The following is a 23,173-nucleotide window of genomic DNA, read 5'->3' on the forward strand; positions in this document are numbered from 1 at the left end:
AGAACATTTTTTATTAGTTCCATTTTTTCTTGTACCAATTATAGCTACAATTCAAGCTTTGTTTGTTGGCTTTTTAGGAAGATAAATTTAGAGTTGCTTTATAAATTATTCCCAATACTTAGACTGTTTTATAAGACGATCAATGTCAAATTGAAGTCTGCTTTTCCAAGAAGTAGCTCTCTTAGATTGCTCATTTTCATACCATGACTTGCCATTTGTTTTTGTACTTTCTCTTATAGCTTTCGTTTCTCTTCAAAAAGAGCCTTTTCTTCTTCAGTTAGTTTAATTTCCAGTCTCAAACACTCAAGTGAACTTTCGTGTGCTTAGGTGCGTAAAAAAAGAAGCATATCCCAGAGGGCTGCTTCATCAATTTTTTCGTAAGTGTCCGTACACTTACTGTGCTTGCTCATATACTAGTCGTGTAAGAACAACTTTAAGCATAATATTTATATTATTATACCAGTTTGTAAAAATAAAAAATTATATTTCATCAACGTTTCATAAAAGGTATGTACAATATTATTAAAAGTAGTTATAAACTGCTATTGTGTAAAAATTAAGGAGGAAAAAATTATGAAAAGAACAATATCAAAAGGAGCATTACTATTACTTACCTTATGTTTGGGCTTAAGTGCAGTTGGGTGTAAAAAAAGTAATGAAAGCAATAAAGTTAAACAAGGACAATCTGTAAGTTCTGAAGAGGCAGGTATGTCAACTAATGAGAAGGATAAAAATGAAACCTTTAAGCCATCAGATTATACTTTACAAACAAAAAAAGAATATGTTTATGAATTTTTAGGTCTTAAATTTAAACTTTCAGACAAATTTAAAAAGTATATGGATGATAAAAAGATAGCGATGTTAGATGATCAAAGTCCTATAGATAAGGAACTAAAGTATGCTTTTTTAACTTTCAATAAAATGACTGAAGAGCAAAAAAATGCTGTTATTAATAAAAAGGGTGATGGTTATGAAAAATGGAAGAATGGGCTTGAAAGAGTCGGAACTATTGGTATATTCGAAAAAAATACATCAAAAGAAAAAATATCTAAAATTACAAAATGCGATACTCATACTAAAATAGGAGTTTCAAGTGATGGAAAATACGATTGCTATTTAAGCACAAATAGCGGATCTGAAAGTAATCTTCTGGATGAATTAAAAAGAACTGAGATTCAAATTATAGATAAAAAAGAACGCCCTGAAAATGGTTTTGTTCTATCAGAAAAAACTGATTTAGAAAATACAGAAGCATTTAACAAAGAATCAGTTAAAGATTTACGTAAACTATCAACAAAGGACATAAATGGCAAGGATTTTACAAGTAAAGATTTTGAGAAGTATGATCTTACTATGGTAAATGTATTTGCAACTTGGTGTACAGCTTGTGTAAAGGAAATTCCTGATTTGGTTGAGGTTCAGAAGGAAATGAAAAGCAAGGGTGTAAATATGGTTGGTGTTGTTACAGATACTGTTGATGATAAGGGTGAAAACAAGGAAGCAATTGAAAAGTCAAAGTTAATACAGAAAAAAACAAAGGCTTCATATCCTTTCTTAATGCCAGATAAGACAAACTTTAATGGTAGATTGAATGGTATACAGGCTATGCCAGAGACTTTCTTTGTTGATAAGAATGGAAACATTGTAGGCGATACTTATTCTGGAGCAAAGAGTGCAAAGGAATGGAAGCAGGTAATTGAAAAAGAATTAGCAAAAATAAAAAATAAGTAAATGTAAAGCGGTGAATGGTATATGGTTAAAAAGTTTTTAAAAAGCCGTACCTTATCTTTAGTAATTGTCTTTATTAGTATGGCCATGATTTACTATGGTCATACTAATGGAGAAACTAAAGTTGTCTTGGATAAGGCGATAAGAATTTGTATGGAGTGTATTGGAATTGGATAGAATTAAAAATATTATAAATGGTAGTACAAAAAAAGATAAATATAAAATAAGAGATCGTTTTAGGCATCTATTTCAATCCTTTTGGTTTTTAATTACCAATTCTTACTTTGAAGGGTTTAAGACTGGTAAAATCTACGGTGGGAACTTAAAGAAAGTTTGTGTTCCGGGCATGAATTGTTATTCGTGCCCAGGGGCAAAAGGTTCTTGTCCTATAGGATCGCTACAGGCAGTGATTGGAAACTCGAATTATAAGTTTAGCTATTATATAGTTGGCTTTATGTTCTTTATAGGTGCGCTTATAGGAAGATTTGTATGTGGTTGGCTGTGTCCGTTTGGATTGGTTCAAGATTTGCTACACAAGATTCCCTTTTTTAAAAAAGTTGAAACATTTAAGTTTGATAAACATTTGAGAAAATTGAAATACATAATATTACTTGTATTTGTAATAATACTTCCTCTATTTTTAGTTGATATTTTAGGGCAAGGGTCTCCATATTTTTGTAAGCTTATTTGTCCAGTTGGTATGCTTGAAGGAGGATTACCACTTGTTTTGTTAAATAAAAGTATGAGAAGTGCGATAGGTTTCTTGTATTATTGGAAGGGAGTAATTTTAATACTTACTTTGTTACTTTCTATAATTATATATAGACCTTTTTGTAAATATATATGTCCACTTGGAGCTATTTACTCAATTTTTAACCCTATTTCAATATTTAGATATAGATTGGATAAGGATAAGTGTATTAATTGTGGAAGATGTAAAAAAGTTTGCCAAATGAACATAAATCCGGTTGAGAATTGTAATCATCTGGAGTGTATCAGATGTGGACGATGTAAAAATGCTTGTCCAGTGGATGCAATTAGCTGCGGAGTAAGAAAATAGAGAGGAGTAGTTAGGAAAGTGATAAAAAATGCTATAGCATATATTACAAGAAAGAGAAATAGAACTTTAATAATTTTTATCATATTAACTATAGTTCTTTCTTGCTTATATTCTTGTTTAACAATAATGAAATCAAGCAATAAAATAGAAAAGACTTTATATGAAAGTTCTAATTCTTCAATATCAATAACAAAAAAAGATGGTAAATATTTTAATGTTAATCAATTTAAAGATATTGAAAAATTAAAAGAAATTGAAGAAAAAATATTTCAATATGATGGATTAGCAAAACTAAAAGGCGCTAAAGTAGTTAGCGGAGAACAAAGAATAAATAGAGAAGATTTATCTGACGAATTTAAGAATGTTGTCTCACTCGAAGCTACAAATAATACTAAAAGAAATGTTTTATTTAGTAGTGGAGTATTTACAATTAAAAAAGGCAAAAATATAGGAGGAAATGATAAGAATTCAATTATTGTTCATGAAGAATTTGCTAAACAAAACAATCTAAAATTAGGTGATGAACTTGATCTTGAATTACTAGATACTGAAAAAAGCGGAAAAATAAAAAGTCATAAATTTAAAATTATAGGGATCTTTTCTGGTAAAAAACAGGAAACATATACAGGATTATCTTCTGATTTCAGTGAAAATATGGTGTTTGTAGACTATCCAACAAGCCAAGAGGTATTAAATAAATCAGAAAATAATAAAATCGCAAATAAAATTTTAATGTATTCTGCTAGTGCAGAATCTACAGACTTAGCCTTAAAGAAATTGAAAGAGCTTAAAATTGATGAGTCAAAGTATTCTGTTGAAAAAGATTCTAATGCGTTTGAAGAGTCTTTAGAGTCAGTGAGTGGAATAAAACATATAATAAAAATAATGACTTATTCTATTATGTTAGGTGGGATGGTTGTTCTTTCATTAATCTTGATTCTATGGTTAAGAGAAAGAATATATGAAATAGGTATATTTTTATCTATTGGAAGATCTAAGATACAAATTATAATGCAATTTATATTCGAGTTAATATTCATATCGATACCAAGTATAGTATCCTCCTTATTTTTAGGAAATGTATTACTAAAAGTAATTGTAGATGGATTTATTAACTCAGAGGACTCAATGATTTCCGGTGGAAGTTTAATAAATAATAGTAGTTTTATGTCAAATATAACAACACTAGGACAAACTTATTTAATATTAATAAGTATTATTGTTTTATCAGTTGTATTTGCTTCTTCATTAATATTAATCAAGAAGCCTAAAGAAATATTATCAAAAATAAGTTAGGAGAAAAAAATGGATATATTAGAAATAAAGAATGTAGCATATAGTTATGCAAATTCTAAAGAAAAAGTTTTGTCAGGGGTAAATCAAAAATTTGAACTTGGGAAGTTTTATGCGATAGTAGGAAAGTCAGGAACAGGAAAATCTACACTTCTTTCCTTACTTGCTGGACTTGATAAACCTAAAACAGGAAAAATATTGTTTAAGAATGAAGATATAGAAAAGAAAGGATATAGTAATCATAGAAAAAATAATATATCTTTAGTATTTCAAAACTATAATTTAATAGACTATTTATCACCAATTGAAAATATTAGATTGGTGAATAAATCAGCAGATGAAAGTATCTTGTTTGAACTAGGTTTAGATAAAAAACAAATAAAAAGAAATGTTATGAAATTATCTGGTGGACAGCAACAAAGAGTAGCTATTGCCAGAGCATTGGTATCAGATGCTCCAATAATACTAGCTGATGAGCCTACTGGTAATCTAGACAGTGTTACTGCTGGAGAAATAATTAATATATTAAAGACATTAGCTAAAGATAGAAATAAATGCGTAATAGTTGTAACACATAGTAAGGAAGTAGCAGATTCTGCGGATATCATTTTAGAACTAAGTGGTAAAAAGTTGAAAGAAGTAAATAAAATGAATTTGGAGGTTGAATAATGATAAAAAATGCATTTGCTTATGTAACTAGAAAAAGCTTAAAATCATTAATTATTATATTAGTTATTTTATCTATGTCAACTTTAAGTCTCATTAGTTTATCTATTAAAGATGCTACGGACAGAGCTTCAAAAGAAACATTTGCTAATATAACAAATAGTTTTTCTATGGAGATAAATAGACAAGTAAATCCGGGAACACCTAGAGGTGGGGGAAATGTAAAAGGTGAAGATATTAAAAAGATATCCCAAACAGATAGTATAGAATCCTATGTAAAAAGAATAAACAGTGTTGCAGATTTAGTTGATCATGATATTATCGAAACTCAAGAGACTCTTGCAAATCAATCACCTGAAAGAGCGAAGAATTTTAAAAGAACAGTTATGTTAACTGGAGTTAACGACTCATCAAAAGAAACAAAATTTGTATCAGAAGCATATAAATTAGTAGAAGGAAAGCATTTAGAAAATGGAGATAAAAATAAAATCTTAATGCATAAAGATTTAGCTAAAAAAAATAATCTTAAAGTTGGAGATAAGATAAAAATAAAATCTAATTTATTTGACGCTGATAATGAGAAAGCTGCAAATGAAACAGTAGATGTAGAAATTAAAGGTCTATTCGATGGGCATAATAGCGGTGGAGTAAGTGCTGCACAAGAACTATACGAAAACACATTAATCACTGATCTTAATACAGCTGCTAAAGTTTATGGTAATACAGAAGATACAGCTGTATACCAAGATGCAACATTCTTTGTAAAAGGTGATAAGAATCTTGATAGTGTAATAAAAGATCTTGGGAAATTAGATATAAATTGGAATGAATATAATTTGATTAAAAGTTCATCAAATTTCCCTGCATTACAACAATCTATATCAGGTATCTACTCAATTTCAAATAAATTATTTGTTGGCTCATTAATATTTGCAGGAGTTGTAGTTTCATTATTATTATTATTATGGATGAATGCTAGAAAGAAAGAAATAGCAGTATTACTATCATTAGGTAAATCAAAATTAGAAATTTTTGGTCAATTCCTAATTGAGATGGTATTTATATCAATCCCCGCATTCGTTGGTTCTTATTTCTTAGCTCAATATACAGCTGATAAGCTTGGGAATAATATATTGAATAAGGTTACTGGTGATATAGCTAAACAAATAGCTAGACAATCTGTATCTAGCCAATTAGGTGGTGGGGCAGAAGCTGAAGGATTTAACAAGACATTATCTAGTTTAGATATAAATGTATTACCTAAATTCATAATTTATGTAGTTATATTTATGAGTTTAGTACTTCTTGTATCATTGATTATTTCTTCATTCAATATATTAAGAAGGAATCCAAAAGAATTATTAATCGACAATAATTAAATAATTAAAATTTTTGGTGCTTTTTAGCACCAAAAATTTTTTGGCTTTTAAATATCAAATAATATGCTGTATAATATAAGTGTATAGGCTTAAGTGGAGGTATATATGAAAATATTAACTGTTGAAGATAATAATATGATAAGAGAGGGAATAAGTGAATATCTTTCAGAATTTGGATATACTGTTATTCAAGCTAAAGATGGAAGAGAAGCCTTGTCAAAATTTAATAGCGATATAAATTTGGTTATCTTAGACATTCAGATACCTTTTATAAATGGTTTAGAAGTGTTGAAAGAAATTAGAAAGAAAAGCAATTTACCAATTCTAATCTTGACTGCATTTAGTGATGAAGAATATAAAATTGATGCATTTACTAATTTAGTAGATGGATATGTAGAAAAGCCATTTTCATTGCCGGTCTTAAAGGCTAGAATAGATTCTTTAATTAAGAAGAATTATGGACATTTAGATAAGTTTGAATATAAGGATCTATCGGTTAATTTTAATAGTTATACAGCTAAAATAAATGGTGAAGAAATAGATGTAAATGCAAAAGAACTTGAAGTATTAAAATGTTTATTGGATAATAGTGGACAAGTGTTGACAAGAATGCAAATTATTGATTATGTATGGAAAGATAGCGAAGAAATTCCTTATGATCGAGTAATAGATGTATATATAAAAGAACTTAGAAAAAAATTACAATTAGACTGTATAACTACTATAAGAAATGTAGGATATAGATTGGAGAAAAAATGAAAAAATTAAAGATATTTCCAAAAATGTTCATACAAATATTTTCTGTTCTTGGAATAATAATTATATTAGTTCATTCATTAGTTTTTTTTATCTTTCCTAAAACATATTTGGAGACGAGAAAAGAAAAGATTCATAATATAGCAAATGAAATTTCTAGTAATATGAATGGAAAAGAAATAAAATATATAGAACAAACTTTGAAGCTTTATTCTAAGAATAGTGAAATAAAAGCATTTATAAAAGAAAAAAATAATAAGAATGAAATACAAATCAAAGATAATATAAATATTAATTTAGAAAGTGATAGTAATTCTTTGATAATTGAAGAAAGAGAAATAAAGCTTAATGATGGTAAAAAAACAAATCTACAATTTGTTTCTACAGCTGATATGCAAAAAGATGCGAAAGATCTAAGCCTTAAATTTTTACCATATTCCTTATTAATATCAATTTTATTTTCTGTTATTATTTCTTTAATTTATGCAAAATCAATAAAAAATAATATACAAGAAATAAAAATTGTTACTGATAAAATGATGAAACTTGATAAAAAAACGCATTTAAAAGTTAGCTCTAATGATGAAGTTGGAGAATTAAAACAACAAATTAATGATTTGTATTCTACTTTATTAAGAACAATTGACGATTTGGAATTTAAAAATAAAGAAATTTTAAAATTAGAAAAGTTAAAATATGACTTTTTTAAAGGTGCATCCCATGAACTTAAAACTCCTCTTGCTAGTCTTAAAATAATACTGGAAAACATGAAATACAATATTGGCAAATATAAAGAAAGAGATATTTATATTAATGAATGTATTGAAATCGTTGATAGTCTAACAAAAAATTTTTCTCAAATATTATCAGTTCATTCTATAGAAAATTTGAATAATGATGAAGAATATTTGAAAATAAATGATATATTAGAAGACATATTAAAGAAGTATGAAATATTAGCAAATCAAAAGAAAATAACTGTCAATAATTATATATTAGATGAGAATATTTATATAGGAAAAACAGCTTTAAAGATTGTTCTATCTAATTTGATTAGTAATGCGGTAAAATATACTGATGTAAATGGGGTAATTAATATTGGGACAGTTAATGATTGGTTATATATAGAGAATTCATACGGTAACAATAAAATTTCGAATATGGATAAAATATTTGATGTTAAATTTGATTTAAATAAGGAAAATAGTAATGGATTAGGTTTATATATTGTGAGTAATATTCTGAACAATTACAATATAGAATATAAAGCATTGCAGGATGAAGAATTTTTTATCTTTAAAATTAAAATATTTTCTTAAACAAGATATAATACAGGTATACAAATGAAAAGTGTTCGATATCAATATATCAAGGACAGTAAAGGGAAGAGTGACATATCTTCCCTTTAAAATTTATATCTTTTTACATTACTTATTCAATCAACTCGTTGGGGTTGCTTTTTAATCAATAAAAATTTATTCAATTCATACATATAGATCTTACTAACACTTAAATGCTATAATATACTTATAACAAACATATTCCAAGCGGAGGATACAAATGAACACTGATAAATTACAATCTCTAAAAGCAAGCATGGAAGTATCCTTTGTAGACTCTCATGCTATATGCAGTGAAAAATACAACTCACAGTACAAATCAGACCTTATATACAATGATTATAAAACAGGGAGCAAGGTACTGTGCTCTATAATAGATGAACTTAATGAATGTGACGAATTTTTATTTAGCGTTGCATTTATTACTATGAGCGGAATCACACCCCTACTACAGGTTTTAAAAGACCTAGAAAATAGAGGTGTAAAAGGAAAGATAATAACTACCGATTATTTGGACTTTAGTGAGCCTAGGGCCTTGGAAAAGTTGTCCGAGTTTAAAAATATTGAGCTTAAAATATATTGTTCTCACGATTCAAATATATGATTTCATACCAAGGGATATATATTTAAAAATGATCAGATGTACAGGATAATTGTTGGTAGCGCAAACATGACACAGAACGCTATGACGAAAAATAAAGAGTGGAATTCTAGCATAAAGTCTAATATAGATGGTCAATATACCCAAACAGTTCTGAGCGAGTTTTATTCATTATGGAATGATGAAAATTCTTTTGCATGTGATCAAGTAATCGAAAAATATAGGTTAAAGTATAACCTTATAAAGAAGCAAAAAAAGATTGCTAGAGAAAAAGAGATTCCTAGCCTGTCTGACTATAAATTATATCCAAACTCGATGCAGTTGGATTTTATAAATAATATTAAGGAATTGGTCCTACAAAATGAAAAGCGTGCTCTATTAATATCTGCTACAGGCACTGGTAAGACATATGCATCAGCATTTGCTCTTAGGGAGTTAAATCCTAAAAGAATACTATTCATTGTGCATAGGGAGCAGATAGCCAAGCAAGCTATGGAAACCTACAAAAGAGTATTTAGCCATACAAAGACTATGGGGATTTTATCGGGTAATGAAAAGTGTATGGGTGAAGATTTTATATTTTCAACTATGCAGACTATGTCTAAAGAATATATACATAGCCAATTTTCTAAAGATGAATTCGATATTATAGTAATTGACGAAGTTCATAGGGCGGGTGCCGCCAGCTATGAGAAGATTATGGAATATTTTACTCCAAATACTTTATGGCTAGGGATGACAGCTAGTCCAGACAGAGGTGATGGGTATGATATATATAAATTATTTGACAATAACATTGCTCATGAAATTAGGCTACAAGAAGCCTTAGAAGAAGATTTATTATGTCCATTTCATTACTTTGGTATAACAGATATTGAAGTAGAAGATGGCATCACTTCAAGTGTTCAAGAAACTAGATCAAATATAATAGATAGTGATTTTAAGAGTGGACTTGTTTTAGCTGCAGAAGGCAGGTCGATATACTCAACTAAGGAAAATGACAAAAGTGACTTGAAAAAATTTGCTAACCTTGTTTATGACAAAAAACTGGAATATATTGTAGAAAAAATCGAATTCTTTGGCTATAGTGGAGACAGGGTCAAGGGGCTAGTTTTTTGCAGTAGTAAAGAAGAGGCAAGGTTATTATCTGATGGATTTAATAAGAGGGGTTATAAGACTGTAGCCCTGACTGGTGAAGATATCATTGACTACAGGCTTGAATGTATAGATAGATTAGTTGGAAATAATAGCTATGACTATCTTGATTATATATTTACAGTTGATATATTCAATGAAGGGGTTGATATACCTGAAGTTAACCAGGTTGTTATGCTAAGGCCTACTGAGTCCTCTATCATATTTATTCAGCAGCTGGGCAGGGGCTTGAGAAAATCTGAGGGCAAGGAATATGTTGTAATTATAGATTTTATAGGTAACTACACTACAAACTTTTTAATACCTATAGCCTTGTTTGGAGATAGGACCTTTAACAAGGACAATATAAGAAAGTATATGAGGCAGGGTAACAAGTTGCTACCAGGCTGTTCAACTATAAGTTTTGATGAAATTTCCAAAGAGAGAATATATAGGTCTATTGATAATGCTAATTTCAGTGAAATAAAAAAGATAAAAGAATCATATATACAATTGAAAAATAAACTAGGGAAAATACCTGCAATGATGGATTTTGAAAAGTATGGTTCGATGGATATACAGTGCATAATTGATAATAAGAGTTTGGGATCATACTATGGATTTTTAAAGAAGTATGAAAAAGAGTATATGTATAGATTTAATAAAGATAAGGAGCTTATGATTAAGTTTATTTCTGATAAATTTGTCAATGGAAAGAGAATTCATGAGTTGCTTATAATAAAAGATATATTAAATGGAGAAGATAGCCTATTGGAAAGACTAAAAATTACTTTATCAGAGCGAGGGATTGGATTTGACTCAAATACCAAACTTAATATTTATAATATATTGACAGATAATTTTGCGACTGGATCTAACAAAAAGACATATCAAGGTTGTAAAATACTAGCTTCTAAAGACTACAAATATGAAGACTATGATTATGAAGTATCAGAAAGCTTTGAAAAAATGTTAGAAGATAATGAGTTCAGACGCATAATTACTGAGCTTGTAGATTATGGTATTTATAAAAATGAAAACTACTATAGGCCTAAATATGAGGATACAAACTTTAAATTGTACAGTAAATACACATACTCAGATGTGTGTAGATTGTTGGAGTGGGATAAAGACGAGGTTGCCCTAAATATAGGTGGCTATAAGTATGATAAAAAGACTAAAACCTATCCTGTATTTATAAATTATAATAAGTCTGACGATATTTCTGATACGATAAACTATGAAGATAGGTTTGAAAGCAATATCAGATTAATAGCTATATCTAAATCTGGTAGAACTAAGGATTCTGAAGATGTGCAGAATGCCCTAAAATCTGATGAAAGAGGAATAAAAATGCACCTTTTTGTAAGAAAGAATAAGGATGATAAGACCTCAAAGGAATTTTATTATTTGGGTAAAATAAGGGCACTTGGAATTGAAAAAGAATTTGTAATGCCTAATACAAACAAGACGGCGGTTGAAATTATCTATAAATTAAATACACCTGTTAGAAATGACATATATGACTATATAACAAAATAAAAATTGTATTTGCTTAGATAAGTAGGTAGAGATTTATACTATTAAATAAAAATATGTAAGAATATGTAAAATGACAAATAGTAGCCTAGTAAAAAGGTTTTGTAATAATGCGATTAAAATTAAAACTATAGGGAGGAGATAATAATGAAGAGAATAGAGGTTGTTGCTGCAATTATCAAAAAGAATGGAAAGTACCTAGCAACTCAAAGGGGATATGGAGACCTAAAAGGTGGATGGGAATTTCCAGGTGGAAAAATGGAAGAGGGTGAAGATCGAGAAGAAGCTCTTATAAGGGAGATAAAAGAAGAGTTGGATGCTCAAATAAATATAGAAAAGTATTTTACAACAGTGGAGTATGACTATAAGAGTTTTTATCTTATAATGCATTGTTTTATATGCAACTTAATAGATGAGAATATAAGTCTTCTAGAGCATTCTAACGCAGTATGGCTAGATAAAAATGAACTAGGAAAACTGGATTGGTTGCCTGCTGATATAGAAGTTGTAGAGAGTTTGATCATGGACTAGACAAAGTCTTATATTAGATTTTCCATAAATAACAAAACTTAGTACCAATATTCATAAGATGGTATTTTCAAATTATTTAAAGTATGTTAAAATTAATTAAAAGACTGTATAAATATTCTCATAATAAAAATTATTGGAGGTACCATGAAAAACAAAATTATAGCTTTGATTGTGGCTACATTAGTAGGTATATGTCTTGCTGCCTACTTTGCTATGAAGCCAATGGATACGAAATTAGCAAACGATAACAAGAATGAAGCAAAAAGTCAAATAACAAGTCAAAGGGCTGAAGAAATAATCAATGAGACCGGAGATATAGTCGGTGATGTGGCTAGTCCCCAGGTCATAATAATGAGTGACTCACCAGCTCCGAAAGGTCTAGTATCTTATGCCAAGATACCAAAAGATGATACAAAGGTCATAATATCAAGGCTAGATTCAATCTCTAAGGATAGGTATGAACCAGAGGATATGACACCTCAGATTGAGGCTTTTGAGACAATTGTATATGATTACCAAGGGGACAAAAAGCTAGAAGTTGGCAAGCTTAGACCAAAATACTTAGACGGAATGCCTCTTATTAAAGGCCAGGGCTTTGATTATTATATATACGCCTTTGAGAAAAATGGCAAAAAATACATAATAGAATATGAATTATATAATGACCCTAAAGGTGGAGAAAACGGAAGAGAGACTGTATATGAAGTTTCAGATAAGAAATTAAACAAGGTATTAGTTGTTGAAAAGGCAACAGATAGCACTTACAGAGGCAAAGAAGAACTATACTATATAGATAAAAATGAATCTGACAAAGAATCTGTTGATGCAGCTCTTAAGAAGCTAGGACTTGAAGGAACATTTGATATTGATTGGGTAGAGGGCAAGAACAAGCCTAAGATAGATGCCAGTCAAATATCTGCCTTAAACTGCCATATGGGTAAGTTAACTATAGGCAGGAATATAGATGACCAAGTCAAAGATATGGTTAAGAAAGGTCAGCTGAGTGGAGAAAGTAAGTCTAAAAACAAGGACAAAGTTGATAGCAAAAATAAATCTGATGACAAAAATAAATCATCTCAAACTAAAGCTTCAAATACTGGAGATATAATCAAGTTAGACGATAATATCAGTGTTAAAATACCACCTGATGCTAAAAAGTACTCTAGAGTGGAGATGTTTGAAGACAATAATGGTAAGAGTGTCAGATTTTATTCTAAGGAGCATGATGCCAAGATACCAAGAGATGGCAATATATGTTCGATATGGATGTCAGATGAAGACTATACTGGACATGACGCCATTATAGTACTGGGCAGCGTAAAGACTTCTAAGGGAACTAAGTATATCACAGCAAGTTTTCCTCAGGATTTACCTGTTCAGGACCAATCTGCAGAGTCAGGAGAGATATTCTTTAAGAATTATACAGCTATAAAGAATATTATAAAAAATAATGATATGATAGTACCTGCTAAGGGTGTTGAATATAAAAAGAAATAGTGTAGTTCCTCAGAAAGGGGCGTCAATATGATTTACAGTCATGTAAAAAGATGAAGATATAGAGTAATATGTGTAAATGTGCGTAGCAATTTTTTGCTACGCTGTTTTTTAATAATGATCTAGTGTAAAATATTTGTAGGGAAATTTAGAATAACTTGCAATTAGCTTTCGTCTTTAAGGAATAATGTGAAATGCTAAAAGCGGATAGAGTTTAAAATTTGTTGTTGGAAGGAGTTTTGCTGGTGAGTGATAAGAGTAATAAAAAATTTTGGGATAAATTCGCCAAGCTGTATGCTTCTTTTATGAAGAAGGATAAAGATGTTTATGATAAAGTTTGCGGATACATAAACCCACATCTGAGTAAGGATATGAATGTACTTGAACTTGCTTGTGGTTCAGGTCAATTATCCTTTAACCTTTCAAAATATACGAAAAGTTGGATTGCAACTGATTTTTCTAAACAAATGATTTTTGAAGCAAGAAAACATGGAGAATACGAGAACCTTGTCTTTGAAATAGCTGATGCTACTTCATTGATTTATGCAGATGATAAATTTGATTGCGTAGTAATAGCGAATGCACTTCATATTATGCCCGAACCTGAAAAGGCAATGAAAGAAATATATAGGGTATTAAAACCTAATGGTACTTTGTTTGCTCCCACTTTTTTATGGAAAGAGGGAAAACAAAGTAAAATTATAAAAAGCTTGATGTCTATTGTAGGGTTCAAGATGTATAAAGAATGGGATAAAAAGCAATTTCAAGATTTTACCCATGAATATGGATTTTCAGTAGCTGAAATGAAATTGGTAAATGGAGGTCTTGCACCAGTCGGTGTAATGATTGCATATAAAAAGTAATATTGAATTATTATTTGCAAAGTAATATGAATTTAAAAGCAAAAGGGAGATGATTTTATGGATTTAATACAGGCAATACTTGTCGGAATTGCTATAGCAGCTATTTTTAATGGTACAGTGGCTTCTTTAGTACTTATTAATCCAAGATTCTTTTTTGATTCTTATCCAAAGGCTATCCAGAAAACAGCTCCGAAACAAATGACAAAGCAAGAGAAAAAGATAAATATGACACTTACTATCATTATTGTGGGAGTTTGTTTTATTTATTCAACAATAAGTATTTTACATTCAGGAGTTGTTGGCTTTTGGAATATATTTTGGATGGGATACATTCAGTGGAGTATATTAAATATAGGAGATTTTTTGTTATTGGATTGTCTCTTATTTCAAGGAAAATATAAAGAAAAGATAGTTATTCCGGGAACAGAGGGACACAAAGATTATGAGTTTAATAATTGGATGAAACATTTGGCAATACTAGAACATTTTTTATTAGTTCCATTTTTGTTCATACCAATTATAGCTACAATTCAAGCTTTGTTTGTTGGATTTTTAGGAAGATAAATTTAGAGTTGCATAAACAATTTAATAAATTTAATCATATTAGGAAAATAAGTTCTAAAAGCGTATTTATTACTGGGAAGGTTAGATGGTATGGCAATAACTCTTACAGATATTGATCAATTTGTGTCTATGTATGTTCAAAAAGAGGCTGGTGAAAATCCAACTTCCCTTTAATTTATAATATTACTTAATTTTTTACATAGACTCACACAAAATATTTATTTGATATTTTTAGAATGGGGCAAAGCTGTTAGTAAACCATGAGTTTTCTGTAGCTAGCTTGATTTCCTGATCAAAGGAATCTCTATGCTGGATTTCCCATTTAGCCAATACTTCCAATAATTTTTTTGCATTTGGGTCTTCAACGTTTTCCGCTGCTTTTTCATAAAATGTAGCAAAATCATTCTCCATAGCATATGCCATTCTTAGGATAGGCAAGTCCTCAACTGTAGAATCAAAGTTCATGTCCTTGATATCTCTTTCGTTGATCTTAAATATGTCTTCTCCACCCTTAAGGTCTAAACTTTCAAAGTCGTCAAATTCTTTACCATCCTGTATTTTCTTTAGTTCTTTTTCTAGGATTTCATAGTGATCATCTTCCATCTCTGCTAATTGAGTAAATATTTCCTTGTTTGATTCTGCCTTCACCTTAGACATATATGTCTTATAAAATTCTTCAGCAGTTTTTTCCATGTTCATTGCGTACTTTAGTATTTCTTCGTATTTTGTAGCCTGCATAGTTAATTACCTCCTATATATAAATTATTACTATATTAGTCTTATACCCTATGAATACGTTTTTAACAAGTATTTTAGACAGGTAGAATTATCATGAGAATACTATATTGGTATTATAAGGTAAAGTGATGAAGTATATTCAAACATTGTACCTTTTATATTGATATGCTTATAAAAACACTGAAAATTTAAGAAAAAACCTTATTTTATAATTTTACAGTTTAAAATCAACTATATATGGGTATTATATTAATATTATTTATTTCAATTTAAAAGTTTTAATTTGTTTTAGTGGTGTTTACCAACATAGCGTTTAAAGTGAGATTTACCAATGTAGTTTTTAGTTTAAGAATTTTAAATCAAGATTTAAATATCATTGTGGAATATAAAATAATTTTTTAGGAGGCCAAAGATGATAGAATATAAGAATATTTCAAAAAAGTATCCAAACGGGAAGATGGCAGTTAGAGATGTTAATATAAAATTTGACAAGGGAGAATTTGTTTGTTTTATAGGTACATCAGGTAGTGGTAAGACTACGCTTATGAGAATGATAAATCGTATGTTAGATCCAACGAGTGGCGAACTGACTATAGATGGTAAGAATGTAAAAGATTTCAATGAGGTAGAACTTAGGAGAAAGATTGGATATGTAATTCAGCAGATAGGTCTGATGCCGCATATGACAATCTATGAAAATATAACTATGGTTCCAAAGCTTTTGAAATGGTCAAATGAAAAGAGAAGAGAGGTAGCAGAGAAACTGATTAAGATGGTTGAATTACCAGAGAGTTTCTTAGATAGGTACCCTTCAGAACTGTCTGGTGGTCAGCAGCAGAGAATAGGTGTAATTAGGGCTCTTGCAGCAGATCAGGATATAGTACTAATGGATGAGCCTTTTGGTGCCTTGGACCCATTGACTAGGGAGTCACTTCAGTCCGTAGTAAAAAATCTACAGAAGAAGATGGGTAAGACATTTGTATTTGTAACACATGACATGGATGAGGCTATAAAGCTAGCAGACAAGATAGCCATAATGGATAAAGGAGAGTTAGTTCAGTTTGACACTGTTGAAAATATACTTCTTAATCCTGCTAATGATTTCGTAAAAAATATGATCGGTGAAGAGAGATTGTCTGAAGCGCAGTTTGATATGAATACTGTTGAAAGTATAATGCTGAAGAATCCAATAAAGATTAATATTAATTCAAATCTTAGAACAGCTATAAATATGATGCACAACAACAGGGTAGATACCCTATTCGTTGTTGATGATAATGAGGTTTTACTAGGAGCCCTAGATGCATTTGCCCTAAGAAATGTGGATTACAAGTTGGGTGTATCTATAAGTGACAGGATTAAAAGAGCAGATGCCATACCGGTAGATACAAAGATCAAGGCAGCCCTTTACTATATAAATGACCTACAGCATAGGAACCTTCCTGTAATAGATGATGAGGGAAGACTAGTTGGTCTGATAACAAGAGCTGCTATGGTGGATTGTTTATACCACAACTTCTGGAGCGACTATGAGCCGGAGGATTCAGGTGTTGTTGTTACAGATGGGTATGTAGCAGAAGATAATGATGAAGTTAGGTAGGTGGTAGTATGTTACAGTTTTTAAGCGAAAATGGAACTAACCTGCTTATAAAAATAGGTGAACATCTTACTATATCTATGGTAGCCCTAGTGCTTGGAGTATTGGTTGCAGTTCCCCTAGGTGTAGTTATAACTAAGAATAAGATGGTTGCAAAGATTGTAATGTCAATAGCTTCAGTTCTACAGACAATACCATCACTTGCCCTACTAGCTATAATGGTGCCCCTATTTGGTGTAGGAAAGGTACCAGCTATAATAGCTATTTTTATCTATTCATTACTACCTATACTTAGGAATACAGTTTTAGGTATGATGAGTGTAGATGATAATGTCCTAGATGCAGCTAAGGGAATGGGTATGACTTTCTTCCAGATTATTAAAGACATACAGATTAAGCTTGCAGCCCCAGTGATAATGTCTGGTGTTAGGTTATCGGCTGTATATGTAATAGCATGGACGACTCTAGCCTCATATGTAGGAGCAGGTGGACTAGGAGACTTTATATTTACAGGTCTTACCCTATTTAATGTTCCTATGATAATATTGGGGGCAGTGCCTGTTACTATTATGGCACTTATCATGGACCTTGTCCTTAGTAGACTTGAAAAGGCAGTGAAGCCTAGGACTGAGTCAAAGAGCAAAAAAGATAATGATAGCGACGATAAAGATAAAATAGAAAATGGAAATGGTATTAAAAATAAAAATGGACAAAAAAATAAGAGTGAAAATAAAATTGTAAGTAGGTCTAATACAAAAAAGGCTATTATAGCATTCTTGGCAATATTTTCATCACTTACTCTTACAGCTTGCTCATTGCCAGGTCTTGGTGGAGAGGCGAGTAAGGGTGATATAGTGATTGCTGGTGGAAGTACAGCCGAAAGACAGATTATTACAGAAATTCAAAAGCAGATGATTGAGCATTACAATCCAAAACAGAAGGTAAGTGTAATAAACAATCTTTCATCAGCTATGTTGGTATTCCAGACTTTAAACGGTGGATATGCTAATATAGGATCAGCCATGTATACAGGAACAACTCTTACTGGTGAGCTTGGTATGAAACCTACAACAGATCCCGAAGAGGCACTAGAGAAGGTAATAAAGGGGTATAATGACAAGTTCAATCTTATCTGGATGCCTACATATGGGTTTGAAAATACATATGCCTTTATGGTTAAAAAAGAATTTGCTGAAAAGCATAATCTAAATAAGGTCAGCGATCTAAAACCAATTGCCAAAGATTTAAAGGCAGGTGTAGATACGAGTTGGATCCAGAGAAAGGGAGACGGCTATCAGGCATTTAAGGACAAGTATAAGTTTGATTTTGATTCAGTATTACCAATGGATGTAGGCTTGGTATACAGTGCTGTAAATAGCGGGAAGATGGATGTGGTACTTGGTTACTCTACAGATGGTAGGATAAATTCATACGGTCTAAAAGTACTAGAAGATGATATGAGGATATTCCCACCATATGATGCCAGTCCAATAATCAGCAAAAAGACAGTAGATGAGCATCCTGAAGTAGTAGACGTTCTCTTAAAGTTAGAGGGCAGTATCACTAGTGAAACTATGCAGAAACTAAATGCTCAATGTGATGGAGAAAAGATTGAGGCTAAATTAGTAGCCAAGAAATTCTTGCAGGACAATAATTACTTTGAGTACAAAAAGGTGAATCCACTAAAGAAGAGACCAATTTACAAGGATATGTTTGAAGATAGTTCTAAAAAGTAAGTTGAAAACGAATAGGATGTGATTTTATGAAAGAACTAATACAGTATTACCAGGTCAATGGATCAATAGTGTTTGAACAGTTTATCAGGCACTTTTTGATATCTATATATGGAGTATTATATGCCTGCTTGGTTGCAATACCTCTGGGCATGTATATAACAAGGAGTAGGAGGTTATCTGCCTTGACTATAGGTATAGCCAATGTGATACAAACGATACCATCTCTTGCCCTACTGTCTATATTGATGGTAGCCATGGGACTTGGTACTAACACAGTTGTAGCAACGGTATTTCTTTATTCCTTGCTACCGATATTAAAGAATACTTGTACAGGACTTAGCAATATAAACGAAAATCTACTCGATGTTGCTAAGGGAATGGGTATGACTAACTTTCAGGTAATGATGAAGGTCAAGATGCCACTGGCCTTGTCAGTTATAATGGGTGGCATTAGAAATGCCCTAGTCCTAGCAGTTGGTATAGCGACTATAGGTACCTTTATAGGTGCTGGTGGGCTTGGAGATATAATATCGAGAGGTATATCAGTCAGCGATGGTAGTGCTATTATATGGGCAGGTACAATACCTACAGCTCTTATGGCAGTTATATTTGATATAGCTCTTGCAGGACTGGAAAAGAAGTTTACAAATTATTCTTCTTAATTTAATAATATACTAGTATCGACCACCAAACTTAGGTGATATATTAAATCGACCTCCCAAGTTAGATCATGAATCTAATGAAAGGGAGGTTGTTTTTTGTGTTTATTTCTATAATCATAAATCATGGATAAGATCAATAATAATATATCATATTTGGAAAATAAAGAAAAATTGAATAAGATATTAAGTCATGGGTAAAATACTAGTGAGTGAAAGATAATAATTATAAAATGATAATTATTATCAAATGCATTTTCGAATACAGGTGGACGAAAAATTATTATTTAAGGAGGACAAGAGATATGTCAATATTAACAGAAAAGAGATATAAATTATTTATAGATGGTCAGTGGCTTGATTCATCAGACAATACTACACTTAGGACAACAAATCCTGCAAATGGAGAATTTTTGGCAGAGATAGCAGATGCAACAAATGAAGATGTAGATAGGGCTGTTAAGGCAGCTAGGAAAGCGTTTGAGACATAGTCACAGACTACTACAGCTCAAAGGGCTGACATATTGGACAGGATAGCAGCTAGGATAGAAGAGAATGCAGAATTTTTGGCTACAGTTGAAACGATGGATAACGGAAAACCTATTCGTGAGACAAAGAATGTTGATATACCACTTGCAGCAGATCACTTCAAGTATTTTGCTGGCGTAATCAGGTCAGAAGAGGGTTCAGCCAACGTGCTTGATGGCAATAAGTTGAGTATAGTACTTAGAGAGCCTATAGGGGTTGTTGGTCAGATAGTACCATGGAATTTCCCATTCTTGATGGCGGCTTGGAAACTAGCTCCAGTAATAGCAGCAGGAGATACAACAATACTTAAGCCGTCTAGTTCTACATCTCTTTCAATACTTGAGCTTATGAAGATAATAGAAGATTTGATACCAGCTGGCGTAATAAATATAGTCACAGGTAAGGGATCTAGGTCAGGTGACTACCTGGTCCAGCATGAGGGAATAGACAAGCTTGCATTTACAGGCTCTACAGAAGTAGGTAGAAATATAGGTATAGAGGCAGCCAAGAGAATAATACCTGCTACATTAGAGCTTGGTGGAAAGTCTGCCAACATATTCTTCGACGATTGTGATATAGAGCAGGCCCTTGATGGTGTGCAGTTAGGTATCCTATTCAATCAGGGACAGGTTTGCTGTGCTGGATCTAGAATATTTGTTCAAGAAGGAATATATGACGAATTCGTTGAGAAGGCTATAGAGAGATTTAAAAATGTCAAGGTTGGAGACCCACTTGACGAATCAACTCAGATGGGCGCCCAGGTCAATGTTAGACAGGCAGAAAAAATCCTTGGCTACGTAGAAAATGGTAAGAAAGAAGGAGCTAGGGTTGCAGTTGGTGGACAGAGAGCTTGCAAGACCCAGTATTCAGGAGGAGCCTTTGTTGAACCGACATTGCTTGTAGATGTTACAAACGATATGGCTATAGCCCAGGAGGAAATATTTGGACCAGTTGGCGTAGTTATAAAGTTTAAGGATGCTGATGATGTTGTTAGGATGGCAAACCAGTCAGTATATGGTCTAGGCGGTGGTGTCTACACTAAGAATATAGATACAGCCCTTGATGTTGCTAGAAGGGTCAAGACTGGTAGAATTTGGGTCAATACATACAACCAGATACCAGCAGGAGCTCCATTTGGTGGAATCAAGCAGTCTGGTATAGGCAGAGAGACTCACAAGATGATACTAGACAGTTACACTCAGGCAAAGAATATAATGATAGATCTTACAGGTAAGGGAAGTGGATTCTATTAAGAATTTCTAGTTAAATAAAATATATAGAGGCATTCGAATTGATATTTAGGCTACTTGGAAAATGAGTACAAAAAAGCCATGGATATACACGAATAATATTTTATACTTGGAGGAGAATATATTGTATTTTCCTCCTTATATTTTAAAATAATAAAAAAATACCCTTGTAACTTACAAAAAAAGTGATATAATGTTATTTGGTCATGATTAATTGCTAATGATTGGCTGAAAACACGAACAAAAATATAGTGAGTTCTATCCATCAAACTGATGGGGAAAAGGGGTATTTATGAAAAAGTATGATATTATTATTGCAGGAGCTGGTGCTGGTGGAGTCTTTATGGCCTATGAACTATCAAAGGCTAATGTTGACGCCAAGATTTTGATGATCGATAAGGGGGCCAAGCTTGAAAGAAGAGTCTGTCCTATTAAGGCTGGCAAGACTCAAACGTGTGTGAAATGTTCACCATGTCATATCATGAACGGTTACGGTGGTGCAGGAACACTTTCTGACGGTAAATATAATATAACTACTCAATTTGGTGGAGATTTACACAAGTATGTTGGTGAAAAAGAGGCCATGGACCTTATGGAGTATGTTGATGAAGTTCTTTGCTCAATGGGTGGAGCTGATGCAAAGCTATACTCAACTGCAAGCTCAGATTTAAAGACGAAGTGTCTACAGAATGATCTTCACTTACTGGAAGCCAAGGTAAGACATCTTGGAACAGACAGGAATGTAAGGATACTAGGAAAGATATTTGATTATATAGAAGAAAAAATAGATATGGATTACCTAACTACAATTGAGGAAGTAGACAGGTTAGAAGATGGTAGATTCAAAGTTATAACAAACAAGGGTGAGTACGAGTGTAAGGACCTAGTGTTGGCAACTGGACGTTCTGGATCTAAGTGGATGTCTACTATATGTGATAAATTCCATATCAACCAAACAAAAAACAGGGTGGATATAGGTGTAAGAGTTGAGTTGCCTGCAGAGGTGTTCAAGCATATAACAGATGATGTATATGAGGGTAAGATAGTATACAAGACAAAACAGTACAATGACCTTGTTAGAACATTCTGTATGAACCCATACGGAGAAGTCGTATCTGAAAACACAAATGGAATAGTAACTGTAAATGGTCATTCATATTCAGACCCAGCACTTCACACAGAAAATACAAACTTTGCCCTATTGGTTTCAAACCAGTTTACGGAGCCATTTAGAGATTCAAACGAATATGGTGAGTCTATAGCAAGGTTGTCTAATATGCTAGGCGGTGGAGTTCTTCTTCAGAGATTTGGAGACCTTGTAAAAGGTAGAAGGTCTAGTGAGAGAAGGATGGAAAAATGTTTTACAAGGCAGACATTAAATGCAACTGCTGGTGATTTAAGTCTTGTAATACCAAAGAGACAGTTGGACTCAATAATAGAAATGATATACGCCTTGGACAAGATAGCTCCAGGTACAGCTAATGAAGATACATTACTATATGGTGTAGAGGTCAAGTTCTACAATTCAAAGGTTGAGGTAGACAAAAACCTAGAGACATCAGTTCCAGGCCTATATGCTATAGGTGATGGTTCAGGAGTGACTCATTCCCTATCTCAGGCATCCGCATCTGGTGTATATGTAGCTAGGATATTGGCTAACAGGTATTCTAAGTAGATACTCATGGCTAGAAATATCCTAATAGTACTTTTTAAATTA

Annotated in this window: 19 protein-coding genes and 2 pseudogenes; 19 read left to right on the forward strand and 2 right to left on the reverse strand. The window is 31.8% G+C overall.

Annotated elements, in window-relative coordinates:
• Nucleotides 1-108: 108 nt before the first annotated feature.
• Nucleotides 109-244, reverse strand: a pseudogene (locus tag F823_RS11310) (relaxase/mobilization nuclease domain-containing protein); the annotation flags it as partial.
• A gap of 329 nt (nt 245-573) precedes the next feature.
• On the opposite strand from F823_RS11310, the gene F823_RS0104855 reads away from it, so the two are divergent.
• The 14 genes from F823_RS0104855 to F823_RS0104920 all read left to right on the forward strand — a co-directional run bounded on the left by F823_RS0104855 (nt 574) and on the right by F823_RS0104920 (nt 14,948).
• Nucleotides 574-1,731: a TlpA family protein disulfide reductase gene (locus F823_RS0104855; RefSeq protein ID WP_002843505.1), complete on the forward strand. Its 1,158-nt coding sequence runs from the start codon at nt 574-576 to the stop codon at nt 1,729-1,731.
• 84 nt (nt 1,732-1,815) lie between these two features.
• A complete protein-coding gene (locus F823_RS11590; RefSeq protein ID WP_330360452.1) occupies nt 1,816-1,905 on the forward strand; it encodes a CD1871A family CXXC motif-containing protein in 90 nt (29 codons plus the stop codon).
• Complete coding sequence (locus tag F823_RS0104865) at nt 1,898-2,788, forward strand: 4Fe-4S binding protein (RefSeq protein WP_002846706.1); 891 nt, start codon at nt 1,898-1,900, stop codon at nt 2,786-2,788. The genes F823_RS11590 and F823_RS0104865 overlap by 8 nt, the downstream gene beginning before the upstream one ends.
• 18 nt (nt 2,789-2,806) lie before the next feature.
• Nucleotides 2,807-4,084, forward strand: a complete 1,278-nt coding sequence (locus tag F823_RS0104870; RefSeq protein WP_019595441.1) for an ABC transporter permease — start codon at nt 2,807-2,809, stop codon at nt 4,082-4,084.
• Nucleotides 4,085-4,093: 9 nt separating this feature from the next.
• On the forward strand, nt 4,094-4,750 hold the full coding sequence (locus F823_RS0104875; RefSeq protein WP_002843501.1) for an ABC transporter ATP-binding protein: 657 nt from the start codon (nt 4,094-4,096) through the stop codon (nt 4,748-4,750).
• Nucleotides 4,750-6,126 (forward strand): ABC transporter permease, encoded by a 1,377-nt coding sequence (locus tag F823_RS0104880; RefSeq protein ID WP_002843495.1) that lies wholly within the window; start codon nt 4,750-4,752, stop codon nt 6,124-6,126. The genes F823_RS0104875 and F823_RS0104880 overlap by 1 nt, the downstream gene beginning before the upstream one ends.
• 105 nt (nt 6,127-6,231) lie before the next feature.
• Complete coding sequence (locus F823_RS0104885; protein WP_002846709.1) at nt 6,232-6,885, forward strand: response regulator transcription factor; 654 nt, start codon at nt 6,232-6,234, stop codon at nt 6,883-6,885.
• Complete coding sequence (locus F823_RS0104890; protein WP_002846710.1) at nt 6,882-8,201, forward strand: sensor histidine kinase; 1,320 nt, start codon at nt 6,882-6,884, stop codon at nt 8,199-8,201. Before F823_RS0104885 ends, F823_RS0104890 begins: the two co-directional genes overlap by 4 nt.
• A 241-nt stretch (nt 8,202-8,442) precedes the next feature.
• Nucleotides 8,443-8,826 (forward strand): phospholipase D-like domain-containing protein, encoded by a 384-nt coding sequence (locus F823_RS11315; protein ID WP_002846711.1) that lies wholly within the window; start codon nt 8,443-8,445, stop codon nt 8,824-8,826.
• Nucleotides 8,827-8,862: 36 nt separating this feature from the next.
• A complete protein-coding gene (locus F823_RS11505) occupies nt 8,863-11,499 on the forward strand; it encodes a DUF3427 domain-containing protein (protein ID WP_002846712.1) in 2,637 nt (878 codons plus the stop codon).
• A gap of 144 nt (nt 11,500-11,643) precedes the next feature.
• A complete protein-coding gene (locus tag F823_RS0104905) occupies nt 11,644-12,027 on the forward strand; it encodes a (deoxy)nucleoside triphosphate pyrophosphohydrolase (RefSeq protein WP_002846713.1) in 384 nt (127 codons plus the stop codon).
• 144 nt (nt 12,028-12,171) lie between these two features.
• Complete coding sequence (locus F823_RS0104910) at nt 12,172-13,524, forward strand: hypothetical protein (RefSeq protein ID WP_002846714.1); 1,353 nt, start codon at nt 12,172-12,174, stop codon at nt 13,522-13,524.
• A 242-nt stretch (nt 13,525-13,766) separates the two neighbouring features.
• A complete protein-coding gene (locus F823_RS0104915) occupies nt 13,767-14,384 on the forward strand; it encodes a class I SAM-dependent methyltransferase (RefSeq protein WP_019595443.1) in 618 nt (205 codons plus the stop codon).
• 57 nt (nt 14,385-14,441) lie between these two features.
• Entirely contained in the window at nt 14,442-14,948 is a 507-nt protein-coding gene (locus tag F823_RS0104920) for a hypothetical protein (RefSeq protein WP_019595444.1), read from the forward strand.
• Between the two features lie 231 nt (nt 14,949-15,179).
• Here F823_RS0104920 and F823_RS0104925 read toward each other — a convergent pair whose 3' ends face one another.
• Entirely contained in the window at nt 15,180-15,686 is a 507-nt protein-coding gene (locus tag F823_RS0104925) for a ferritin family protein (protein WP_002844255.1), read from the reverse strand.
• Between the two features lie 412 nt (nt 15,687-16,098).
• On the opposite strand from F823_RS0104925, the gene F823_RS0104930 reads away from it, so the two are divergent.
• The 5 genes and pseudogenes from F823_RS0104930 (at nt 16,099) to F823_RS0104955 (ending at nt 23,131) form a co-directional block, all read left to right on the forward strand.
• Nucleotides 16,099-17,286: an ABC transporter ATP-binding protein gene (locus F823_RS0104930; RefSeq protein ID WP_002844258.1), complete on the forward strand. Its 1,188-nt coding sequence runs from the start codon at nt 16,099-16,101 to the stop codon at nt 17,284-17,286.
• Between the two features lie 8 nt (nt 17,287-17,294).
• Complete coding sequence (locus F823_RS11410) at nt 17,295-19,019, forward strand: glycine betaine ABC transporter substrate-binding protein (RefSeq protein ID WP_002844265.1); 1,725 nt, start codon at nt 17,295-17,297, stop codon at nt 19,017-19,019.
• Between the two features lie 26 nt (nt 19,020-19,045).
• Nucleotides 19,046-19,681, forward strand: coding sequence for an ABC transporter permease (locus tag F823_RS0104940; RefSeq protein ID WP_002844259.1), 636 nt, complete (start codon nt 19,046-19,048; stop codon nt 19,679-19,681).
• Between the two features lie 302 nt (nt 19,682-19,983).
• A pseudogene (locus F823_RS0104950) lies at nt 19,984-21,459 on the forward strand (aldehyde dehydrogenase family protein).
• Between the two features lie 289 nt (nt 21,460-21,748).
• Complete coding sequence (locus F823_RS0104955) at nt 21,749-23,131, forward strand: NAD(P)/FAD-dependent oxidoreductase (RefSeq protein ID WP_002844257.1); 1,383 nt, start codon at nt 21,749-21,751, stop codon at nt 23,129-23,131.
• Nucleotides 23,132-23,173 lie beyond the last annotated feature (42 nt).

This window comes from Peptostreptococcus anaerobius VPI 4330 = DSM 2949 (assembly GCF_000381525.1).
GTDB lineage: Bacteria > Bacillota > Clostridia > Peptostreptococcales > Peptostreptococcaceae > Peptostreptococcus > Peptostreptococcus anaerobius.